Source organism: Serratia sp. MMO-28, assembly GCF_037199905.1.
Classification (GTDB): domain Bacteria; phylum Pseudomonadota; class Gammaproteobacteria; order Enterobacterales; family Enterobacteriaceae; genus Chania; species Chania oryzae.
Genome location: NZ_JBBCVB010000042.1, coordinates 13037 through 31787, shown reverse-complemented (window position 1 = coordinate 31787; position 18751 = coordinate 13037). Strand labels below are relative to the sequence as shown.

The following is an 18751-nucleotide window of genomic DNA, read 5'->3' as shown; positions in this document are numbered from 1 at the left end:
GTTAAGGCTGCATTGCTCTGATGGGATCCAGAGCCCTTGATGATCCATTTTGTGATCCTCAACCCAGAATGGGAACGTTCCCATTCCATAAGCACCCGCGAATGACTAAGCTTTATTTATCCACACCTCTGCGCCTAAAAAAGGGTTTTCATCATGAGTAAAGTTCAGCAGCAGGATATTGATCGCCTGATTGTACTGGTGGGTGGCAGCGAGAATATCGCCACCGTCAGCCACTGTATTACCCGTTTGCGTTTCGTGCTTAACGATCCCGCCAAGGCCAACCCCAAAGCGATCGAAGAGTTGCGCATGGTCAAAGGCTGTTTTACCAACGCCGGGCAGTTCCAGGTCGTCATTGGCCCGGAAGTGGGCGATTACTATAAGGCGCTGATCGCCACCACCGGCGGTAACGAAGCCAACAAAGAACAGGCCAAGCTGGCCGCACGCCAGAACATGACCTGGTTCGAACGCGCCATCTCGCACTTCGCCGAAATCTTCTTCCCGCTGCTGCCTGCGTTGATCAGCGGCGGTCTGATCCTCGGTTTCCGCAACGTGATCGGCGATATCCCGATGTCTGGCGGCCAAACGCTGGCCCAGATGCACCCAGCGTGGAAAACCATTTACGATTTCCTGTGGCTGCTCGGTGAAGCCATCTTTATGTTCCTACCGGTCGCCATCTGCTGGTCAACGGTGAAGAAGATGGGCGGCACGCCGGTACTCGGGATCGTGATGGGCATTACCCTGGTTTCCCCGCAGCTGATGAACTCTTATCTGCTCGGCCAGCAGGTGCCGGAAGTATGGAACTTTGGCTGGTTCACCATTCAGAAAGTGGGCTATCAGGCGCAGGTGATCCCGTCGATCCTCGCCGGCCTGACGCTGGGCTGGATCGAAACCCGGTTGAAAAAGATCGTGCCGGATTATCTGTATCTGGTGGTGGTGCCGGTGGTTTCTCTGCTATTGGCCGTGTTCCTGGCGCACACGCTGATTGGCCCATTTGGCCGCATGATCGGCGACGGCGTAGCCTGGGCGGTGAAAGTGGTGATGACCGGCAGCTTTGCGCCGATCGGCGCTGCGCTATTTGGTTTCCTGTATGCACCGCTGGTGATCACCGGCGTGCACCAGACCACGCTGGCGATCGACATGCAGATGATCCAAAGCATGGGCGGCACGCCGGTCTGGCCACTGATTGCGCTGTCTAACATCGCGCAGGCCTCGGCGGTGCTCGGCATTATCATTATCAGCCGCAAGGTCAACGAGCGTGAAATCTCAGTACCGGCGGCGATCTCCGCCTACCTCGGCGTTACCGAACCGGCCATGTACGGTATCAACCTCAAATACCGCTTCCCAATGCTGTGCGCGATGATCGGTTCGGCCATCGCGGGCCTGATCTGCGGGTTGAGCGGCGTGATGGCCAACGGCATCGGCGTCGGCGGCCTGCCGGGGATTCTCTCCATCCAACCGCAATTCTGGCCGATCTACTCGCTGGCAATCCTGGTTGCCGTGGTGGTCCCGTTGCTGCTGACCATCTTGGTGTACAAACGCAAGGCCAGCCGCGGCGAGCTGCCGGTCTGAATCAATCAAGAAGCCCGTCTGCGGACGGGCCTAATGTACAAGCAAAGAGGCAACGCTTCCGATGAGCAATCCTATCCCCTGGTGGCAAAACGGTGTCATCTATCAAATTTACCCGAAAAGCTTTCAGGACAGCACCGGCAACGGCTATGGCGATCTGGCGGGTGTCATCCAGCGGCTGGACTATTTACAGGAGTTAGGGATCGACGCCATCTGGCTGACGCCAGTGTATGTTTCGCCGCAGGTGGATAACGGCTACGACGTGGCCGACTACTGCGCCATCGATCCGGCCTATGGCACCCTGGCAGACTTTGAGCAGTTGGTGGCGCAGGCCCACCAGCGCGGCATCCGCATCGTGATGGATATGGTGTTCAACCATACCTCCACCGAACACCCGTGGTTTAAAGCGGCGCAGGATCGCCACAGCCCGCTGCGCCAGTTCTATATCTGGCGCGACGGTGAGGGTAATGCACCGCCCAATAACTGGCGTTCCAAGTTCGGCGGCAACGCCTGGCAATGGCATGCCGACAGCGGCCAGTATTACCTGCACCTGTTCGCCACCGAGCAGGCCGATCTCAACTGGGAGCACCCGCCGGTGCGGGAAGAACTGAAGAAAGTGTGTCAGTTCTGGGCGGATAAGGGCGTCGACGGGTTACGCCTCGACGTGATTAATCTGGTGTCCAAACAGCAGGACTTCCCTAACGATACCCAGGGCGATGGCCGCCGTTTCTATACCGATGGCCCGCGCATCCACGAGTTCCTGCAGGAAATGAGCCGTGAGGTATTTCAGCCACGCGGCCTGATGACCGTGGGCGAAATGTCCTCGACTTCGCTGGAACACTGCCAGCAGTACGCGGCGCAGGGTGGCAAAGAACTGTCGATGACCTTCAACTTCCATCACTTAAAGGTGGACTACGCTAACGGGCAGAAATGGACGCTGGCTGCGCCGGATTACGTTGAACTGAAGCGGATTTTCCGCCACTGGCAGCAAGGCATGCACAACCGCGCCTGGAACGCGCTGTTCTGGTGTAATCACGATCAGCCACGCATTGTTTCGCGCTTTGGCGACGAGGGCGAACTGCGCGTCACCGCCGCCAAGATGCTGGCGATGCTGCTGCACGGTATGCAGGGCACGCCGTATATTTATCAGGGCGAAGAGATCGGCATGACCAATCCTGGTTTTAACCATATCGATCAATATCGTGATGTGGAAAGCCTGAATATGTACGCCGAGCTGAGCGCGCAAGGCAGAAGCGACGCCGAACTGCTGGCGATTCTGGCCTGCAAGTCGCGCGACAACAGCCGCACGCCGATGCAGTGGGACGCCAGCGCCAACGCCGGGTTTACCCGCGGCACGCCGTGGATCGCCTGCGCGGAGAATTACCCGCGGATTAACGCGGAAGCGGCGCTGGCCGATCGGGATTCGGTATTCTATGCCTATCGCCACCTGATCGCCCTGCGCAAGCAGTATCCGCTGCTGACGCACGGTGATTATCAGGATCTGGCCGCGGAACACCCGGCATTGTGGTGCTATCAGCGCTGTTGGAACGGGCAGCGGCTGCTGGTTGTCGCCAACCTGAGCCGTGAGCCTTTGGCGTGGGACGCCACAGGCGTTGAGCTTGCCGATGTGTGGCAACCCTTGATGAGCAACTACGCAGATGCGGCAGAACAACCGCAGGCCATGACGCTGCGGCCGTTTGAGGCGGTGTATTGGGTGGTGAAAGGGTAGTTTTGAAAGATTGGCAGGGCCTGCTTGCGGCTCTGCCAATCTCGGTTTCAGAGAATTGCGCCATCTCTGGCGGTTATCATCACAACGGCTTTATCACCCTCCGAATCTCATCGACGCAATCGAGAATATTATGGTGATTGCACGCTAACGGGATGATATTCAGCCGATCACACACCGCGCCAACGCCATTATCCTCACTCTGCCAGGTTCCCTTATCTCCCGCCAAAGCCTGATAGTAAGCAGACATCTGAGTGGCTTTAAACAGGGTCACCTCTGTATGCCGTAGCCGCCCAGAAATCTGCCCTTGGCCGATGGCATTCTCCGCATCTTCAACGGCTAAGGCCCGCTTCGCGCCCTCCCCATGCACGCCCAGCTCTGCAAGCATGTTTTTACGCAAGTCTGGCATATCCTGATAGTTCACCTTGGCCTGATAGTAACTGTCCAACAGATAAAGTTGGATATCCCTGACGCCGCGCGCCTCCAACATAGCGGCAATCTCGAGGGCAATCAGCCCACCCAATGACCAACCCAAGAGTTGAATCACCGGTTGTTCCAACAGCCCTTGCGACTCCATTTGCGCCAAGTAGTAGGCTGCCACCGAGGATAAATCGGTCAGTTGCTGCTGACAGTGGTAAAGGTTGTAGTTATCCACCCCGAGGCAGTTGATCTCACCCTCCACCCTTTTGGCAAAATTAATGTAGGTTTCACACCCCACCAAGGCAGGATGAATCATCCACAGATTCCCCGCACCCGGCTGATAACGGTTAAGGCGCTGAACAGACTGATAGTTTTCTACCGCTAACATGCTGCGGATAGTGCGGTATTTAAACAGCTTCACCACCGGCACGGTTTCCGCCAGTAAGCTGGACATTTTCTGGCACAACGAAATAGCCAGAATAGAACTCCCCCCACTGGCAAAGAAGTCATCGGTCACGCCAATCACCTCTCGCTGCAATACCTCTTGCCACAACGCGCACAACTGCCGTTCCTGCTCCGTTTCCGGGGCAACATACTGGCGAGTAGCATCATCATCCGCTGGCAACGGCAGCCGTTTGCGGTCTATTTTCCCATTGGCATTGAGCGTGAACTCCGTCAGGAAAATAAACGCAGCGGGCACCATATACATTGGCAAGCGCCCCTGAACGTGGGTCAACAAGCGTGAATGGTCCAAGGGCGTGTCACTCACGTAATAGGCAATTAACCGCTCTTGCTCACCCATGGCTTTCACCACCAGGCATTGCTTAATGGCACCAATTTCCATCAGAGTATTTTCAATTTCACCTAACTCAACCCGGTAACCATTTACTTTGACCTGATTATCAACGCGCCCGCAGAATTCAATATTACCGTCGTGCAACCAGCGGCCGAGATCGCCAGTGCGATAGAGCCGTTCCCCCGTTACCGGGTGCTTGATAAACCGTTCCGCCGTGCGTGCCGGATCGTTGAAATATCCCTGCGCCAGCCCAACCCCACCAATGAACAGCTCACCGATAATGCCCGGCGGTACTGGCACCAGATGCTCATCCAGAATATAAAAACACTGATTGGCAAGCGCTTGGCCGTAAGGGATGCTCTGCTGAAATAGCGCCCCTTTCTCCACTTCATACATGATCGACCAGATGGCCGCTTCCGTTGCCCCGCCTGCGCTAATAAAGCGGCAGTCAGGAGCCCAACGATGACAGCGCTGTGGCAGATTTACCGGGATCCAATCGCCACTTAACATCACGCGGCTTAAACTGCGATTGAGTTGTAACTTTTCACGTTCCACATACTGCATCAACAGTTCAAACAATGCAGGGGCAGACTGCCAGAGCGTCACCCGGTGCTCTAACATCAGGTGGCACCAGGCATCCGGCTGGTAGCGCTGTTTCTCACTTGGGATCACCAAACGCCCCCCAGCGGACAACAGGCCAAAAATATCATAAACCGACAGATCAAAACTCAACGCACTGATGGCCAACGTAGCGTCACCAGGGACAATTTTCAGGCGCTGATTGACATCAATCAGCGTGTTATTGGCCGCAGCATGTTGAATTGCGACGCCTTTCGGAACCCCGGTAGAGCCCGAGGTAAAGATGACATAGGCCAATTGCTCTGGGGCTACGGTTTCGGGAGGTAGTATCACCTCAGGAACCGCTAGTGTTGGTGCGACCCCGCTTGGTAACAGGTAAATCGTGGTAAATGCTTCCTGCTGCCAAGGCCGATCCGCCAGCACCAGGCGGCAACCCGCTTGCTGCATGATGCTCGCCCGGCGATTCTCAGGCCATGAGGTATCCATCGGCAAATAAGCACGGCCAGCCATCAGCACCGCAAACACCGCGACCATCTGCGCCCGCCCTTTATCCATCGCTACGGCAATTAATGCCGAACTACCCAAATTGCCCTGCCGGATTTGGTTAGAGAGCACCAGCGCCAGTTGGTACAACTCACCATAGGTACAGCTCCCCTGTGAATCGATCAAGGCGATATCATTAGGGTGTTGTTTGGCCCATGCCATGAATCCATGATGAATCGCGTGGGCATATTCGGCTGATGGCCGAGTCTCCAGCGCGGGTTGCAGTAGCTTACGCTGTTCCTCACCAGACAATAGGCTCAGATTGGCTACTTTTGCCGTTGGCGCTTGTACCATGTAACGCAATAATTGCCGATAGTGCTGCATAAAACGGTCGATGGTCTCAGGAGAAAACAGCGCACAGGCGTAGTTGATGTAAGCGGCAAGTTGCGGCTGCCCATCTTCAATCATCAGACCGAGATCGAACTTCGCTACCTGGTAGTAGTGATTGAGATCAAGCGGAGTAAATATCGCTTTTTCCTGCTGCGCGCCCATGACTTGCTCAACGCTGAACACGACCTGGAATAGCGGCTGTCTGGACAGATCGCGCTCGACATTCAAGCTTTCAACCAGCTTCTCCAGCGGCATGTCCTGATACTCCTGACTGGCCACGGTATTGCTAAACACCTGCCGGATCATCTCATCAACGCGCAGTTCTGGATCAATGGTATTACGCAGCACCAGCGTGTTTACAAACAAACCAATCAGCGGTTCGATCTGGGAATGCGAGCGGTTAGCCACCGGCGCGCCAATAACAATATCTTGCTGATGGCTATATTTACCCAGCAGGAGAGTAAAACCTGCCAGTAATACCGCGTGTAGCGTTACACCCGTGGTGCGGGCCAGGCTACGCAACTGTTCACTCAGCTCAAGATCTATGTCAAAAGAAACCGTTGCCCCTCGATGGTCAAACTCTTTTGGCCGCGGATAATCGGTAGGAAGCTCTAACAACTGATATCCCTGCATTTTATCCAACCAGAACTGCTGCCGAGCCTGGTCGCGCTCGTTGCCTAGCTGGCTCTCCAGCCAAGAGGCATAGTCAGAATATTGGATAGTCAACTCGGGCAGCGTCAGCGGGGTATCACAGGCAAAGAATGCATAGTGCCCTTCAAGTTCCGCCAACAGCAGATTCGCCGACCAGCCATCAAAAGCGATGTGATGCACGTTAAGCAAAGAGAAACGGGTTACCCGCCCGTCAGTCTCCCGACGTTCGATCAACATATGACGGAGCGGATATTCTTTACGTAGGTCGAAAGGCCGGTGAATGACGGCCGCCAGGGTGGTTTCCCATTCTTCAGCCGTCACGTGCAGACGTTCTAGCGGCAGAGGGCGCTGCTGCAATACAAACTGCGTGGTGCCATCGTCCGCATTCTGCACTATCGTGCTGCGCAGCAAATGGTGGCGTGTCACCACCGCCTGTAATGCCAGCAGATAAGCGTCAACATTAATCTCCTCGCCCAATTCAAACAGCACCGGAACTTGATAGAGATCGTTGCCCTGCATCAGTTCGTCAAGAAACCACAAACGCATCTGTGATGATGAGAGTGGATATCGGGTCTGCGCCAGCGCCGCGATGGGCCCAGCCGCATTGACCGCCGTCTGCTGTTCCAAGTGCTGGCAAAACTGCCGGACTGTCGGATAAGCGCTGAGCATGGCAAAAGTCACTTCCCTCCCCAACGCCTGACTCAGCCGGTTACAGAGGGTAATTGCCTGGATGGAATTACCGCCACTGCTATAAAAGTTATCGTCAACCCCAATGCGTTCGGCCCGCAAAATCTCTGCCCACAGGTCACAACAAAGCGTCTCCCACTCGGTGCTCGGGGCCGTATAGGCCCTCTGAGCGACGCTCTGTTCCGGTATAGGCAACGCTCGGCGATCGACCTTGCCGTTGACGCTGAGTGGAAAACTCTCTAACGGGATCATATCGGCAGGGCGCATATATTCCGGCAACGTCTGCGCCAGCAACTCGTGCAGGTAAGTGTGGTCCATCTCCTGGCTGGCGGTGTAATACAGCAATATTCTGGGGTTGCTCTCGGTCACTAGCGCCACACATTGGCCGATCTCCGGTACGGCAGAGAGGGTGCGCTCTATTTCACCCAGTTCAATACGGTAACCATTGAGTTTGACCTGATTGTCGATACGCCCCAGGAACTGGATGTTACCGTCCTCCAGCGTACGGCCCAGATCTCCGGTGCGGTACAGGCGCTCCCCGGTCATTGGATGAAAAATAAAACGCTCAGTGGTTCGCTCTGTATCGTTGAAATAGCCTTGCGCCAAGCCGACGCCACCGATATACAACTCACCTACCACACCTTGCGGCAACGGCTTCAGTTCGGCATCCAAAACATAAAGCGACTGATTTGCCAAGGTCGGCCCCAGTGGAATGCTTTGCTGGAACTGCTCCGTTTTTCCCACTTCATACATGGTTGAACAGATAGCCACTTCGGTAACGCCCCAACAGTTGAGGAAACGGCATTGTGCCCCCCAGGCAAAGCAGCGCTGTGCCAGCATTGGTGAGACCCAATCTCCACCTAATATCACCGAACGTAATGGGGAAACAGAGTCGCTGGCATATTGCTCCTTATGCTGAAGCAGCAGATCAAAGAAGGCCGGGGTTGAGAACCAGACGGTCACCTGATGCTGCAATAACAGCTGATACCATGCTTGAGGCTGATAGCGTTGCGACTCCGTCGGGAGCACCACGCGCCCCCCCGCCGACAACATGCCAAAAATGTCGTAGACAGAGACATCAAAACTTAGCGCACTGACAGCAAAAGTCGCATCGTCTGTGCCAACATTCAGCAGGTTATTCATAGCGATAACCGTATTGGTGATCGCCGCATGTGAGATCGCCACGCCTTTCGGCACCCCGGTAGAACCAGAAGTAAATATGACATAGGCCAACGCGTCGGGTTCTACGGGCTGTGGTGCTAATAAAGACTCGGGTAATGCTATCCCCAACGCTTTGCCGGTGCTATCAAGCACCAAAGAAGTGAAGGCGGGATGTTGCCAAGGCTCATCGCACAGGACGATCCCGATCTCAGCCTGTTCAACGATCGTCAAACGGCGTTTTTCCGGCCAGGATTTGTCCATCGGCTGGTACGCTTTCCCTGCCATCAAGGTAGCCAAAATGGCAATAACCTGCGCACGCCCTTTGTCCATCAGAATAGCGACTAACGCCGAATCACGTTTTGCGCATTGACGGATCTGGTTCGACAGCACCAAAGCAGCCTGATACAGCTCGCCATAGCTGCAACTGCCCAAAGCATCAATAACCGCAATATCATCCGGATGCTCTAACGCCCAGTCCATAAAGCGCTGATGCAGCGCGCAGCGGTAGTCAAACGCTGAGTCCAGTGCCAGCGTCGGTGCTTGAACCGGTTTGCTGGCCCTTAGCAACGGCAATTGGTGGTGGGGAACATACAAATGCGTTGGCAAATGTTCCAGCAGGGTGACCAGCAAAGATAGCAGAGTGTCCGCTTTATCGCGGGTCAGATACGCGTTGGCATACGCCAGTGAAAGCAATAGCCCATCATCGGTGGTGTGCGCCAACAGATTCAGCGGATAATCCGTTTTCTCTGCGGTTGAGCGGACACGCACCGGCATATCAGCCGTATCAGCACTCGGGTAGTTTTCAAACACCAGCAAGGTGTGGAACAGCGCTTCGCCGCCATAGCTCAGTTCAGCCAGAGGTTGGTAACAGTATTCGTCCAGTTCATTCAGGGAACGCTGAATTTCCTGCAACTGCTGCAAACAGCTATGGTCGTTATCCCAATCCACCCGCAAGGGTAGCGTGTTGATATACAAACCAACGCTGTCCTCAATGCCGTCAATCGGCAGATTACGGCCTGACACCGTAGTCCCCACCAGCGTGACCTCCTGTCGGCTGTAGATGTGCAGTAACTTATGCCAGACAAACTGCAACATCACGTTCAGTGTCACCCCCTGATTCAGCGATAGCTGCTGCAACGATGAATACAGAGCAGGAGGCAATTGGCGTTGAAGCAGGGTCTGCTCTACGTTTTTACTGTTTTTTTGCTCATAAGGCAGGCTGAGCAGGTAGGAGCTATCATTCGCCTGACATTGGTTGAGCTGCCGCTGTTGCCAATAGGCCCGGCAGTGTTCCGCCTGTTCCATATAGTAACGCTGTGCCAGCAGGTAGGTGACCTCCTGCTGGCTGTCGGGCTGCTGCCCCGCCAGTAATTGCTGGTAGGCTTGATGTACATACTTCAGCAAAAGCTGGCCGCTCCACCCATCGGTGATGCTGTGGTGTACGGTATAAACCAGGCAGTAATGCTGGGCGCTAATCTGCACCAGCCGTAAGCGGAACAGACCAGGCTGTTGCAGATCGAACGGCTGCACTCGCTGTTGCTCGCACAACTGGTCAAGCGCCTGTTGCCAATTCTCCTGCTGCTGATAGTCCTCATAGTGCCAGTCGATTGCCGTTTCTGCACAAATCACCTGCAACGGCTGCCACTGCCAATTGAAACAAGTACGCAAAATCGGGAAACGCACCACAGCCATTTCCCACGCTTGCCGATAGGTATCAGGATTCAGCTCAGTAAGATAATCCAGCACCATTTGCACCCGATAGCTCGGATCGTCAGGTTGGCTGACTGCATGATAGATAAACCCTTGTTGCAGGCTATTACAGGGGAAGATCGCTTGCGGTGTATAGCTTTGCTGCAATCTTTGCCATAGCGTTGCGGGCAGTTCCTCGCCCATCACCACCGGTGCCCCGCTGTCTTGCTCAATCAACTGCTGGACTTGATGGGTAAATTGCTGGGCAATGTCCAGCAAAGCCGCCGCAGTCAACATGCCGTCCAGACGGAAACACAGTGTCTCGTCTGCCACCCAGCTATTGAGTATCAGCAGTTCACGGTTGGTATTGGTTGGATCACTGTTTTGGCCGGATGGCTCGGCCAGCAATTGCCATTCAGCCCCCTGATCGGTAAATTGCCCCAGATAGTTGAAAATCACCCCAGGGTGGCGCAACGCTGGCCGATGTTCCCCGCCGCGCACACGCAGCACGCCGTAGCCGATACCTTGGTTCGGCACCGCCTCCAACGCCGCGCGCACCTGCGCAACATCCGCCCGCGGGTTATCTGCCAGAGTAAAGTTTACCGGGTACAGGGCGGTAAACCAGCCAAGGGTACGCCCAACGTCCAGATGGCCACCGGGTAAATCACGTCCGTGGCTTTCTAACATCAGCGTGTGGCTGTGGGTATTACTGTAATGGCGCAGGGTACGCAGCCATGCGGTGAGCAGCAGATCGTTGGTCTGCCCGCTCATTCGCATCAGTTTGCCAGTGGCCATAGAATCCAATTGGCCATAATGCAGGTTAAGCCGATCGCTCAACGCGAAATCAGCGCGATAATCCCGCTGTTGCTCACACTGCTGCTGCCAGTAATCCGCCTCCGTCAAACCGGTTGGCTCATAATCCAGTAGGGCATTCACCCATTGCCGATAGCTGGCAGACTTTGGCCCCAGGGCTTCGCCAAGATACAAGCGACGCAGATCCTCCACCAGAATACGCCAGGATACCGCATCGATAATCAGATGATGGCAGGCAAAGAAAATGCGGGCGCTACCATCTTGATACCCCTCAACATAACCAAACTGCCACAGAGGCCCTTGCTGATAATCAAAGCCACTCTGCCACGCACTGAACAGTGCCTCCAATTCAGCATCAGAAAGCTCGGCTCGGTGACAGCGCAGTAAAGTACGAGGGGCTGATTGCTCCTGATAATGCTGCCGGTAGCCCTGTTGTTCCAACGTAAAATAGGCGCGCAACATGTCGTGGTGCACCGCCAACGCGTCGATCGCCTGTTGCAATCTGCCCAGATCCAACTCTGGCACACGGATCAGGAATGATTGATTCCAATAATGGCTCTGCGCGAATTCCTGCTCAAAGAACCAGAGCTGGGTGGGTGACAGGGGAATATCCTGGCTAAGTATCCCCTGCTCAGCCTGCACTGCGTTGGGCAGGGCCGTTGTTGCAAGATTGTCCAACAAAGCAGCAATCGAGCGATAGTGATAGAGATCCTGAGTACGGCACACCATGCCAATCCTGCGCATCTCCGACACCAGGCGGATCGCAGTAATGGAGTCCCCTCCCAAACGCAGGAAATCATCATTGAGCCCGATATCTTCAAGCCCCATCACCTGTTGCCAAACCGCCTGTAGCTGCTTTTCCTGATAGGTGGTGGCCGGGCGATAGTCATGACAAGCCTGGCTGTAGCCGGGTTCAGGCAATGCACGCATATCCAGTTTGCCGTTGATGGTTAACGGTAGCGACATCAGTTGTACCAATACCGCTGGCACCATGTAGTCCGGCAACCGCTCAGCCAACTGGCGTTTTACCTGTTCATCATTGAGCGTGACCTCAGCGACATAATAAGCAACGATCCGCGGTGTCTCCTCCTGCCCACGAACCACGACCGCACAGTGCGCTACTGAGGTTACTGCCACAAAGGCCTGTTCAATCTCGCTTAACTCAATCCGATGTCCATGAATTTTGACCTGGAAATCGTCACGGCCAACATATTCCAGCTCACCATTCGGTAGCCAGCGCACCCTGTCACCGGTACGATAAAGCCGCTGATATTCACTTTCGTCCGCCTGTGCAAACGGGTTGGCAATAAACTTTTCCTGCGTCAGCAGCGGCTGATTCAGATAACCCCGTGCCAACCCAACCCCCGAAACACAAAGCTCACCAGGCACACCGATAGGCAGTGGCCGCTGCTGGCTATCCAAAACATAGAGACGCACACCAGGCAGTGGCCGCCCGATAGTATTCGCCCCGTTGTAACGATAAAGATTGATCGCAACACACACGCTCGCCTCTGAAGGGCCATAACCGTTAAACAGTTGGTGCCCCAATTGGGTGTAGTGATCGAGACACGCTCGCGATGTTGCTTCCCCCGCAACCACAATCTGCGATAAACAGGCCGGAATGTTCGGCTTTAGCTTTAATAACGCGGGCGGCAAATGGGCAAATTCAATGTGATGTTGTTCAATCAGCGCCAATAACGCAGGCAGGTCGTGGCGTTGTTCTTCAGACGCTACCACCAGCGTATGGCCGCCACACAAAGCGATATAGGTTTCCGCCACATGGGCGTCAAACACCACTGAGGCAAATTGCAGGCAGCACCGCGCTTTATCAGCGTGTCCGAGGATGGCCTGAAACTCGCGAACCATATTGAGTACACCCTGATGCTCCAGCAAAGCGCCCTTGGGTTGCCCCGTGGTTCCTGAGGTGTAAATAGCATAAGCCAGCTGATGAGGAGAGGATTCAACGGCCAAAGGAACATCGCTGGTGGCCCCACTGTCGGCAGGGTCATCCACTAACCCGAGCTCAACTGGCAACGCCATATCCTGCAGTTTTGCCCGCAGCCCCTGTTCGGTTATCAGCAATCGAGCACCGCTATCGGCAAGAATATAATTGATGCGCTGCTTGGGCAGTTGTGGCTCCAACGGAATATAAGCGGCCCCCGTTTTCATAATCGCCAGCATGGTCACTATCATATCTACGCCACGGTTCAGACACAGAGGAATGAGGGTGTCCGGGCCAATACTTTCCTGTGTAATGCGTTGATAGTGCTCCTTAATACGCCTGGCAAGACAACTACTTTTTTGTTCTAACGCCAGGTAGGTCAACTGCTGGCGTTCATCGATCAAGGCAATACGCTGCGGGTATTTTTTGGCCTGCTCAGTAATAGCCTGGTGCAACGTGCCCGGTGCCATCGCCTGTTTTGACTGCGGGGGATTCCAATCGATCAGTTGCTCACGCTGTTGCGCTGGAGTCAGCAGGGGAAAGCTCTCTAACGGTTTGTCTGGATGCAGTAACAGCTGATTTAGCAGGTACTGAAACTGCTCGGCCATTGCGGCAATTTGCTGCGGAGCAAACAGCTCTGGCTCATAACGGATACGAAATGCCATGTCCCCGCTTTGTTCCTGATATTCCAAAACCAGTTCAGCATTGGCCAAGCTCTGGTCAAAACGGTGGTTACAGCGTGTTTGGCAGCCCGTTAACGCCAGTGTCAGCTCATTGAAGTGCGCTTGGGCAAAACTGACATTTGGACGTATCCCGCTATTTTTCAGCACCTCATAAATCGGCCAGCGGGTAAAACGTAACCCCGGTTTGGCCTTCAAAGAGCGGTTGTGGGCTAAAGTACGCTGATAAATATCAGCAAAACTATCCCCTTGATGGACAAAAAAAGGGAACACCGCCGTATTTACCTGTGCCCCTAAACTCAGATGGCTACCGCTTTCCATAGAAACTGGGTAAGCGATATGCGCAGCCTCACTTTGACAATAACGTGCAATCAGTAAGGCCCAAATCGTTTTAAACACCAAAAATGCATTAGCATGTTTTACGTTTCTTTTAAGCACTTCCCATTTTCTTAGTGGAAGCAAGAATTTTACTTGCCTATTAATGGGGGAGGAATCAGGAAGATGTACATAAGGAATTTCGTTCTTTTTAGGTAATCCTGTTAATGCTTTCTGCCAATACTCAGCGGGGTTGGCAGTAGACAGCTCGTTGAGTTTATCCAGATAATCCCGCCCTCTTTCCAAGAAAAATCTGTCATCATTAATGTGATTTTCCGCTGTCACACTGTCATTATAATAATCCGACATTTCAGTATAAACGTCAGCCACTGAAAGCCCATCGATGATGACATGATGCATAACCAGAACAAACTCATACACCTCATTTTCTTTATCATGGTAGAAACCATAGCTAAATAGCGGACCATTATTGAGATCAAAAGGTCGCGTCGCTAACTCAGCTAAAGCCTCTAGGCTATTGCACCTTTCTAATCCTGTTACACACGCCTCAGCATTTCTACGCCATAAAAGCTGCCCATCCTCTTCAACCAGATGGCTATGCAGCACAGGATATTTATGAATGACGTACTTAACCGCACGTTCAAGCTTATGAATATCCAAAGAACCCGTAATTGTCTGGTCCATTATCATATTGTATTTGCTTGACAGAGGTTCAAGTTGCCATTCTGTAAAAAATATTCTCGTATAGGGCGTAGCTGATAAAGTGTGCATGTAGATTTCCTTACCTAAATTAATTAAAAATGAGTTGAAATTTGAAAGAATTTGATTTTTCTTTAATAAAACTGTCGCTGTGCGATGAATGAATAACATCACAGAAAGGCATCGGCTCGTCACTGTCAAAGCACGGGTGTGGAACGGTTTTCCGCTCCTCTCACAGAGAGTGTTACAGGGGTGAAAAACTCCACCATGCTTTTGAAGTATAAGGTTTTTTATTTCTACTTGCGCGTCATAGAGAGATCGCAAATATTTACCAATCGGGATTTAACGATATGCACCTTGCTCTCATTTTTTAATGTCGCTAAAATACGTTGAATGCTGCTGCGTGATAGCGTGGTGCGTTTTTCAATAAACGCCAGTACAGAGGTATTTTTCCTGAAATCCTCAGGAAACTCCATCAAATGAGCCAACATGCCTTTCACAATATCTTCAGACTTATATTTAAAGATACAATTATCGCGAAAACACATTCTTGACAACTTATAAGAAATAATACTTATAAGCTCCTTTTGCAACTCTAACTTATTAATCAAATATTGCGCACGCGTCCTAGGTATTTGATAAATACAACTATCTGCCCCCAATTCGATCGAATAATAGACACCGCCCCCCGGATAACAGGCCAAACCAATAACATAAGGAGAAAAAACTGTAGAAACGATAAGGTTGTCATCTAATCGACAAAGATTAGCACTGCCTCTTTCCAAAAGGTATAAATTAAAAAAGTCAGGCTCTGACTCTATTTTAACACCTTGAGTCGTTTCCCCCGGCTGCCTTGGCACTATTTTTTCTGCATAAGGAAGCAGTTCATTCAGTAGACGACGGAATGCAACATCGGGCTTTTCAACTTTAAACATACTTCACCATTCACTTTACAAAATAGTCCACGCTATTTTCCCCACTTACCTTCCCTTACCAAAACATACATTTTAAATGTTCAGAATCACTTAACTTTACTGCAAGATGTTATAGAAAATAATTGGAATCTGCATCAGAATATTCAAAATAAAATATTCATCTAAAAGAAATAGCAACACACCGATAAATGGAATAAAAAACTAATTTAATACGTAATTACTATTTATTACTCCAAATAATTAACGGCAGATAGACATTAATAAAACTAACTGATTAGTGATTAATGTTAATTAATAGGTCATTTGACCAATTTTTTATGCACCAGATCGGTCTCTTACCCTGGTAAGAATGATTAATTTTTATACGTTTTAGCCATCTATACCCAAAATACTTCGAGTTGCTTGTAGGCGGCAAACGAATGAATCCCTGGGAGCATAGCGAACTATGTGACCAGGGTGAAAGAGTGCAGCCAACACCCAAGCAACTTGAAGTATGAAGGGTATAATCACCCTATTATTTTAGTCTTATTTAGGCTGTGTCCCTTAATTCAGCGTGATGCCGCCGCAACGCCAAAAAACCGTCAGCAAGGCAAAGCCATGTTCAAGCCCGACAACACCGGTGACGGGCTTTTGGGGCACGCTCCTGTGGACTGGGGCCATTTGAGTGACAAATCTGCTTATAACGCCCCGGCATCAGCCCAAGCTCTGCGGTTTGATTGATGACGGATATATCCATATCCTGAGGTTGATGGCAAAGTCGTTTTAAGCTTGAAGTATCTGGAACTAGCGCACCGAAGGGCCGTAATGGGACCTATCCTTGTGTTACACCCTGCGGCTAAGGCCATACCTTCTTCCCTATCACTTTGAAAAATGGTCTGTACACCAATGGATGACGTTATCTGGCACCTTTATATACTGCGCATGCCGGGCGGCATGCTGTATACCGGCATCACCACCGATGTGGCGCGGCGTATAGCGCAGCATCAGGCCGGTAAAGGGGCAAAAGCGCTGCGGGGTAAAGGTGAACTGGAGCTGGTTTTTCACTGCCAGGCAGGCGATCGCTCAACGGCACTGAAGCTGGAATATCGGGTTAAGCAACTGAGCAAAAAACAGAAAGAAAACCTGGTGATACATCAGCCCAGTTGCCTGAATGATTTACTGACAGAGATGCGCCAAAAAGCTTAAAGACGCTGTACCAACTGCACCACGCCAGCCGCTTCCTGCGCCAAGCGTTCATCGCTCATATCAAATACCCCTTGCACCAAGTGTGGCGGCAGGTAATCCATGCCGGTCAGATTGGCCATAGCGTTAAACGGGCGCAGTAAGTCAGCCACCGGATAGCGGTTATACCCTTCCGGCGAGTAGGCCTGCGCATTACCGCCGGTGGTCACCACCAGTTGCAACGGTTTGCCATGTAGCTTGTTGCCCTCGCTGCCGTAAGCGAAACCGTAGGTTAATACCGCATCCTGCCATTCACTGAGGATCGCCGGTGAGCTATACCAGTAAAATGGAAACAGCATCACAATGGCATCATGGGTTTGTAGCAGCTCCTGCTCGCGGGCCACGTCAATCTGGTAATCCGGGTAAGTGCGCATCAGTTCATGTACGGTGACGTTCGGCAATGGGCGCAGCGCCGCGATCAGCGCTTTGTTGATCCGGGAATCATCCGGGGACCGGTGGGCGGTTAACACGAGAGTACGAGACATAATTCGATCCTTAATTGATTTATACCCTTCATACTTCAAGTTGCTTGGGTGTTGGCTGCCTTCGTTCACCCTAGTCACATAGTTATCTATGCTCCTAGGGCTTCACTCCGTTGCCGCCTACAAGCAACTCGAATTATTTTGGGTATAGAGCCTATCCCAATAGGTAATGCTTGTCAGTTAAGGCTAACCAGTCCCCTCACCCCGGCCCTCTCCCACAGGGGGCGACTCCTTTAGCCATTGCGGCATGATTATGCAGTTTTGCGTTTAACTGACCGGCATTATTAACCCAATAGGTTATTAACTTGCCCCATTTTTTCATTTCTGCCGTTTCCGGTGTAGGCTGTTATCAGTCACATTAATTTCAACCTAAAGTATCAACCACGATGTCGCTGCCTTTTGACGTGCACCGTCTGCTGCCTGCATTTCTCAGTGCGGCCCAGACGCAAAACTTTTCCGCCGCCGCGCGCCAGTTGGGCGTCACGCCCGCTGCGGTGAGTAAAAATATCCGCGTGCTGGAAGAAAAGCTGGCGCTGCGCCTGTTCCAGCGCAATACCCACAGTGTGCTGCTCACTGAAGAGGGCAAAGCGTTGCTGGCTCAGGTGGCTCCGCTGTGGCAGGCGCTTTCCGCCACGCTGGAAACGCTGGGTAACGCACAGCAGCAGCCTACCGGCACGGTGCGCGTCAGCATGATCCCCGGCTTTGGCCGCCAGATGCTGATGCCGCTGATCCCAGAGTTTCTCGCGCGCTACCCGCAGATCGATCTGGATCTGTCACTGGATGCGCGGGTGGTGAATCTGGTGGGGGAAGGCTTTGACGTTGGGATCGGCAGCCAGATCGATCCCGACAGCCGCTTAGTGGCGCGCCCGCTCTACCCAATGCAGATGGTGCTGGCGGCCGCTCCCGAGTATCTGGCCCAGCAGGGCACGCCGCAAATCCCGGCAGATCTGCGGCAACACCATTGCCTGCTGCACCGCAACCCAGCCACCGGGCGCAGCGTTAAATGGCGGTTACAGCAGTTCGGCATCACTCAGGCACTGGATCTGCCTGGCCGCCTGATGATCAGCCAGCCAGAAATGCTGCTGGATGCCGCCCTCGCCGGGCTGGGCGTGGTTTACCTGGCACAATGGTATGCGGAACAGCATTTTGCTCAAGGCACGTTACAACCGGTACTGCGGGAATACTGGCCACGGCCAACCCAAATCTGGCTGTATTACGCCTCGGCCGATCTGCCGCCACGGGTGCGTGCCTGGGTTGATTTTTTACTGGACCATTTTCGCCCCCCTCCGGCGTGATGCGATCGTCATCACGCTTTGGCGATTTTGGCGTGTTACGGCCATTTGGCGTTCAGCCCGCTGATAGCAAGGGCTGCCATTCTTCCTGAAATTGACCGTTGTACATCCTTCAAACGCTCTCCTGAATTCTTTGTCCCAGGTCAAAAAAGCCGACGACACACCCATATATAGTGCTCACAGTAAATTAATTATCTATATAT

General features: G+C 52.8%; 7 protein-coding genes. 4 read left to right on the top strand and 3 right to left on the bottom strand.

The features are described 5' to 3' along the window. Positions 1 to 153 precede the first annotated feature (153 nt). Entirely contained in the window at positions 154 to 1569 is a 1416-nt protein-coding gene (treB, locus tag WG891_RS24700; protein WP_337261369.1) for a PTS trehalose transporter subunit IIBC, read from the top strand. Positions 1570 to 1630: 61 nt separating this feature from the next. Next, a complete protein-coding gene (treC, locus tag WG891_RS24695; RefSeq protein ID WP_337261370.1) occupies positions 1631 to 3295 on the top strand; it encodes an alpha,alpha-phosphotrehalase in 1665 nt (554 codons plus the stop codon). Between the two features lie 79 nt (positions 3296 to 3374). Here the strand turns inward: treC and WG891_RS24690 are convergent, their stop codons facing one another. Both WG891_RS24690 and WG891_RS24685 read right to left on the bottom strand, forming a co-directional pair. Then, positions 3375 to 14690, bottom strand: a complete 11316-nt coding sequence (locus tag WG891_RS24690) for an amino acid adenylation domain-containing protein (protein WP_337265233.1) — start codon at positions 14688 to 14690, stop codon at positions 3375 to 3377. A 224-nt stretch (positions 14691 to 14914) separates the two neighbouring features. Then, on the bottom strand, positions 14915 to 15553 hold the full coding sequence (locus WG891_RS24685) for a helix-turn-helix domain-containing protein (protein ID WP_076942978.1): 639 nt from the start codon (positions 15551 to 15553) through the stop codon (positions 14915 to 14917). A gap of 885 nt (positions 15554 to 16438) precedes the next feature. On the opposite strand from WG891_RS24685, the gene WG891_RS24680 reads away from it, so the two are divergent. Continuing rightward, positions 16439 to 16738, top strand: a complete 300-nt coding sequence (locus WG891_RS24680) for a GIY-YIG nuclease family protein (protein WP_156293991.1) — start codon at positions 16439 to 16441, stop codon at positions 16736 to 16738. Here the strand turns inward: WG891_RS24680 and WG891_RS24675 are convergent. Beyond that, positions 16735 to 17259, bottom strand: coding sequence for an NAD(P)H-dependent oxidoreductase (locus WG891_RS24675; protein WP_156293992.1), 525 nt, complete (start codon positions 17257 to 17259; stop codon positions 16735 to 16737). The genes WG891_RS24680 and WG891_RS24675 overlap by 4 nt on opposite strands. Positions 17260 to 17642: 383 nt before the next feature. Between WG891_RS24675 and WG891_RS24670 the strand changes: the two genes are divergently transcribed. Continuing rightward, positions 17643 to 18551, top strand: coding sequence for a LysR family transcriptional regulator (locus tag WG891_RS24670; RefSeq protein ID WP_156293993.1), 909 nt, complete (start codon positions 17643 to 17645; stop codon positions 18549 to 18551). The last annotated feature ends 200 nt before the right edge of the window (positions 18552 to 18751 follow it).

Excerpts from the sequence above, each read along its gene's own strand:
- treC (WP_337261370.1), top strand. The coding sequence starts at position 1,631 with ATGAGCAATCCTATCCCCTGGTGGCAAAACGGTGTCATCTATCAAATT.
- treB (WP_337261369.1), top strand. The coding sequence starts at position 154 with ATGAGTAAAGTTCAGCAGCAGGATATTGATCGCCTGATTGTACTGGTG.
- WG891_RS24675 (WP_156293992.1), bottom strand. The coding sequence starts at position 17,259 with ATGTCTCGTACTCTCGTGTTAACCGCCCACCGGTCCCCGGATGATTCC.
- WG891_RS24690 (WP_337265233.1), bottom strand. The coding sequence starts at position 14,690 with ATGCACACTTTATCAGCTACGCCCTATACGAGAATATTTTTTACAGAA.
- WG891_RS24670 (WP_156293993.1), top strand. The coding sequence starts at position 17,643 with ATGTCGCTGCCTTTTGACGTGCACCGTCTGCTGCCTGCATTTCTCAGT.
- WG891_RS24685 (WP_076942978.1), bottom strand. The coding sequence starts at position 15,553 with ATGTTTAAAGTTGAAAAGCCCGATGTTGCATTCCGTCGTCTACTGAAT.
- WG891_RS24680 (WP_156293991.1), top strand. The coding sequence starts at position 16,439 with ATGGATGACGTTATCTGGCACCTTTATATACTGCGCATGCCGGGCGGC.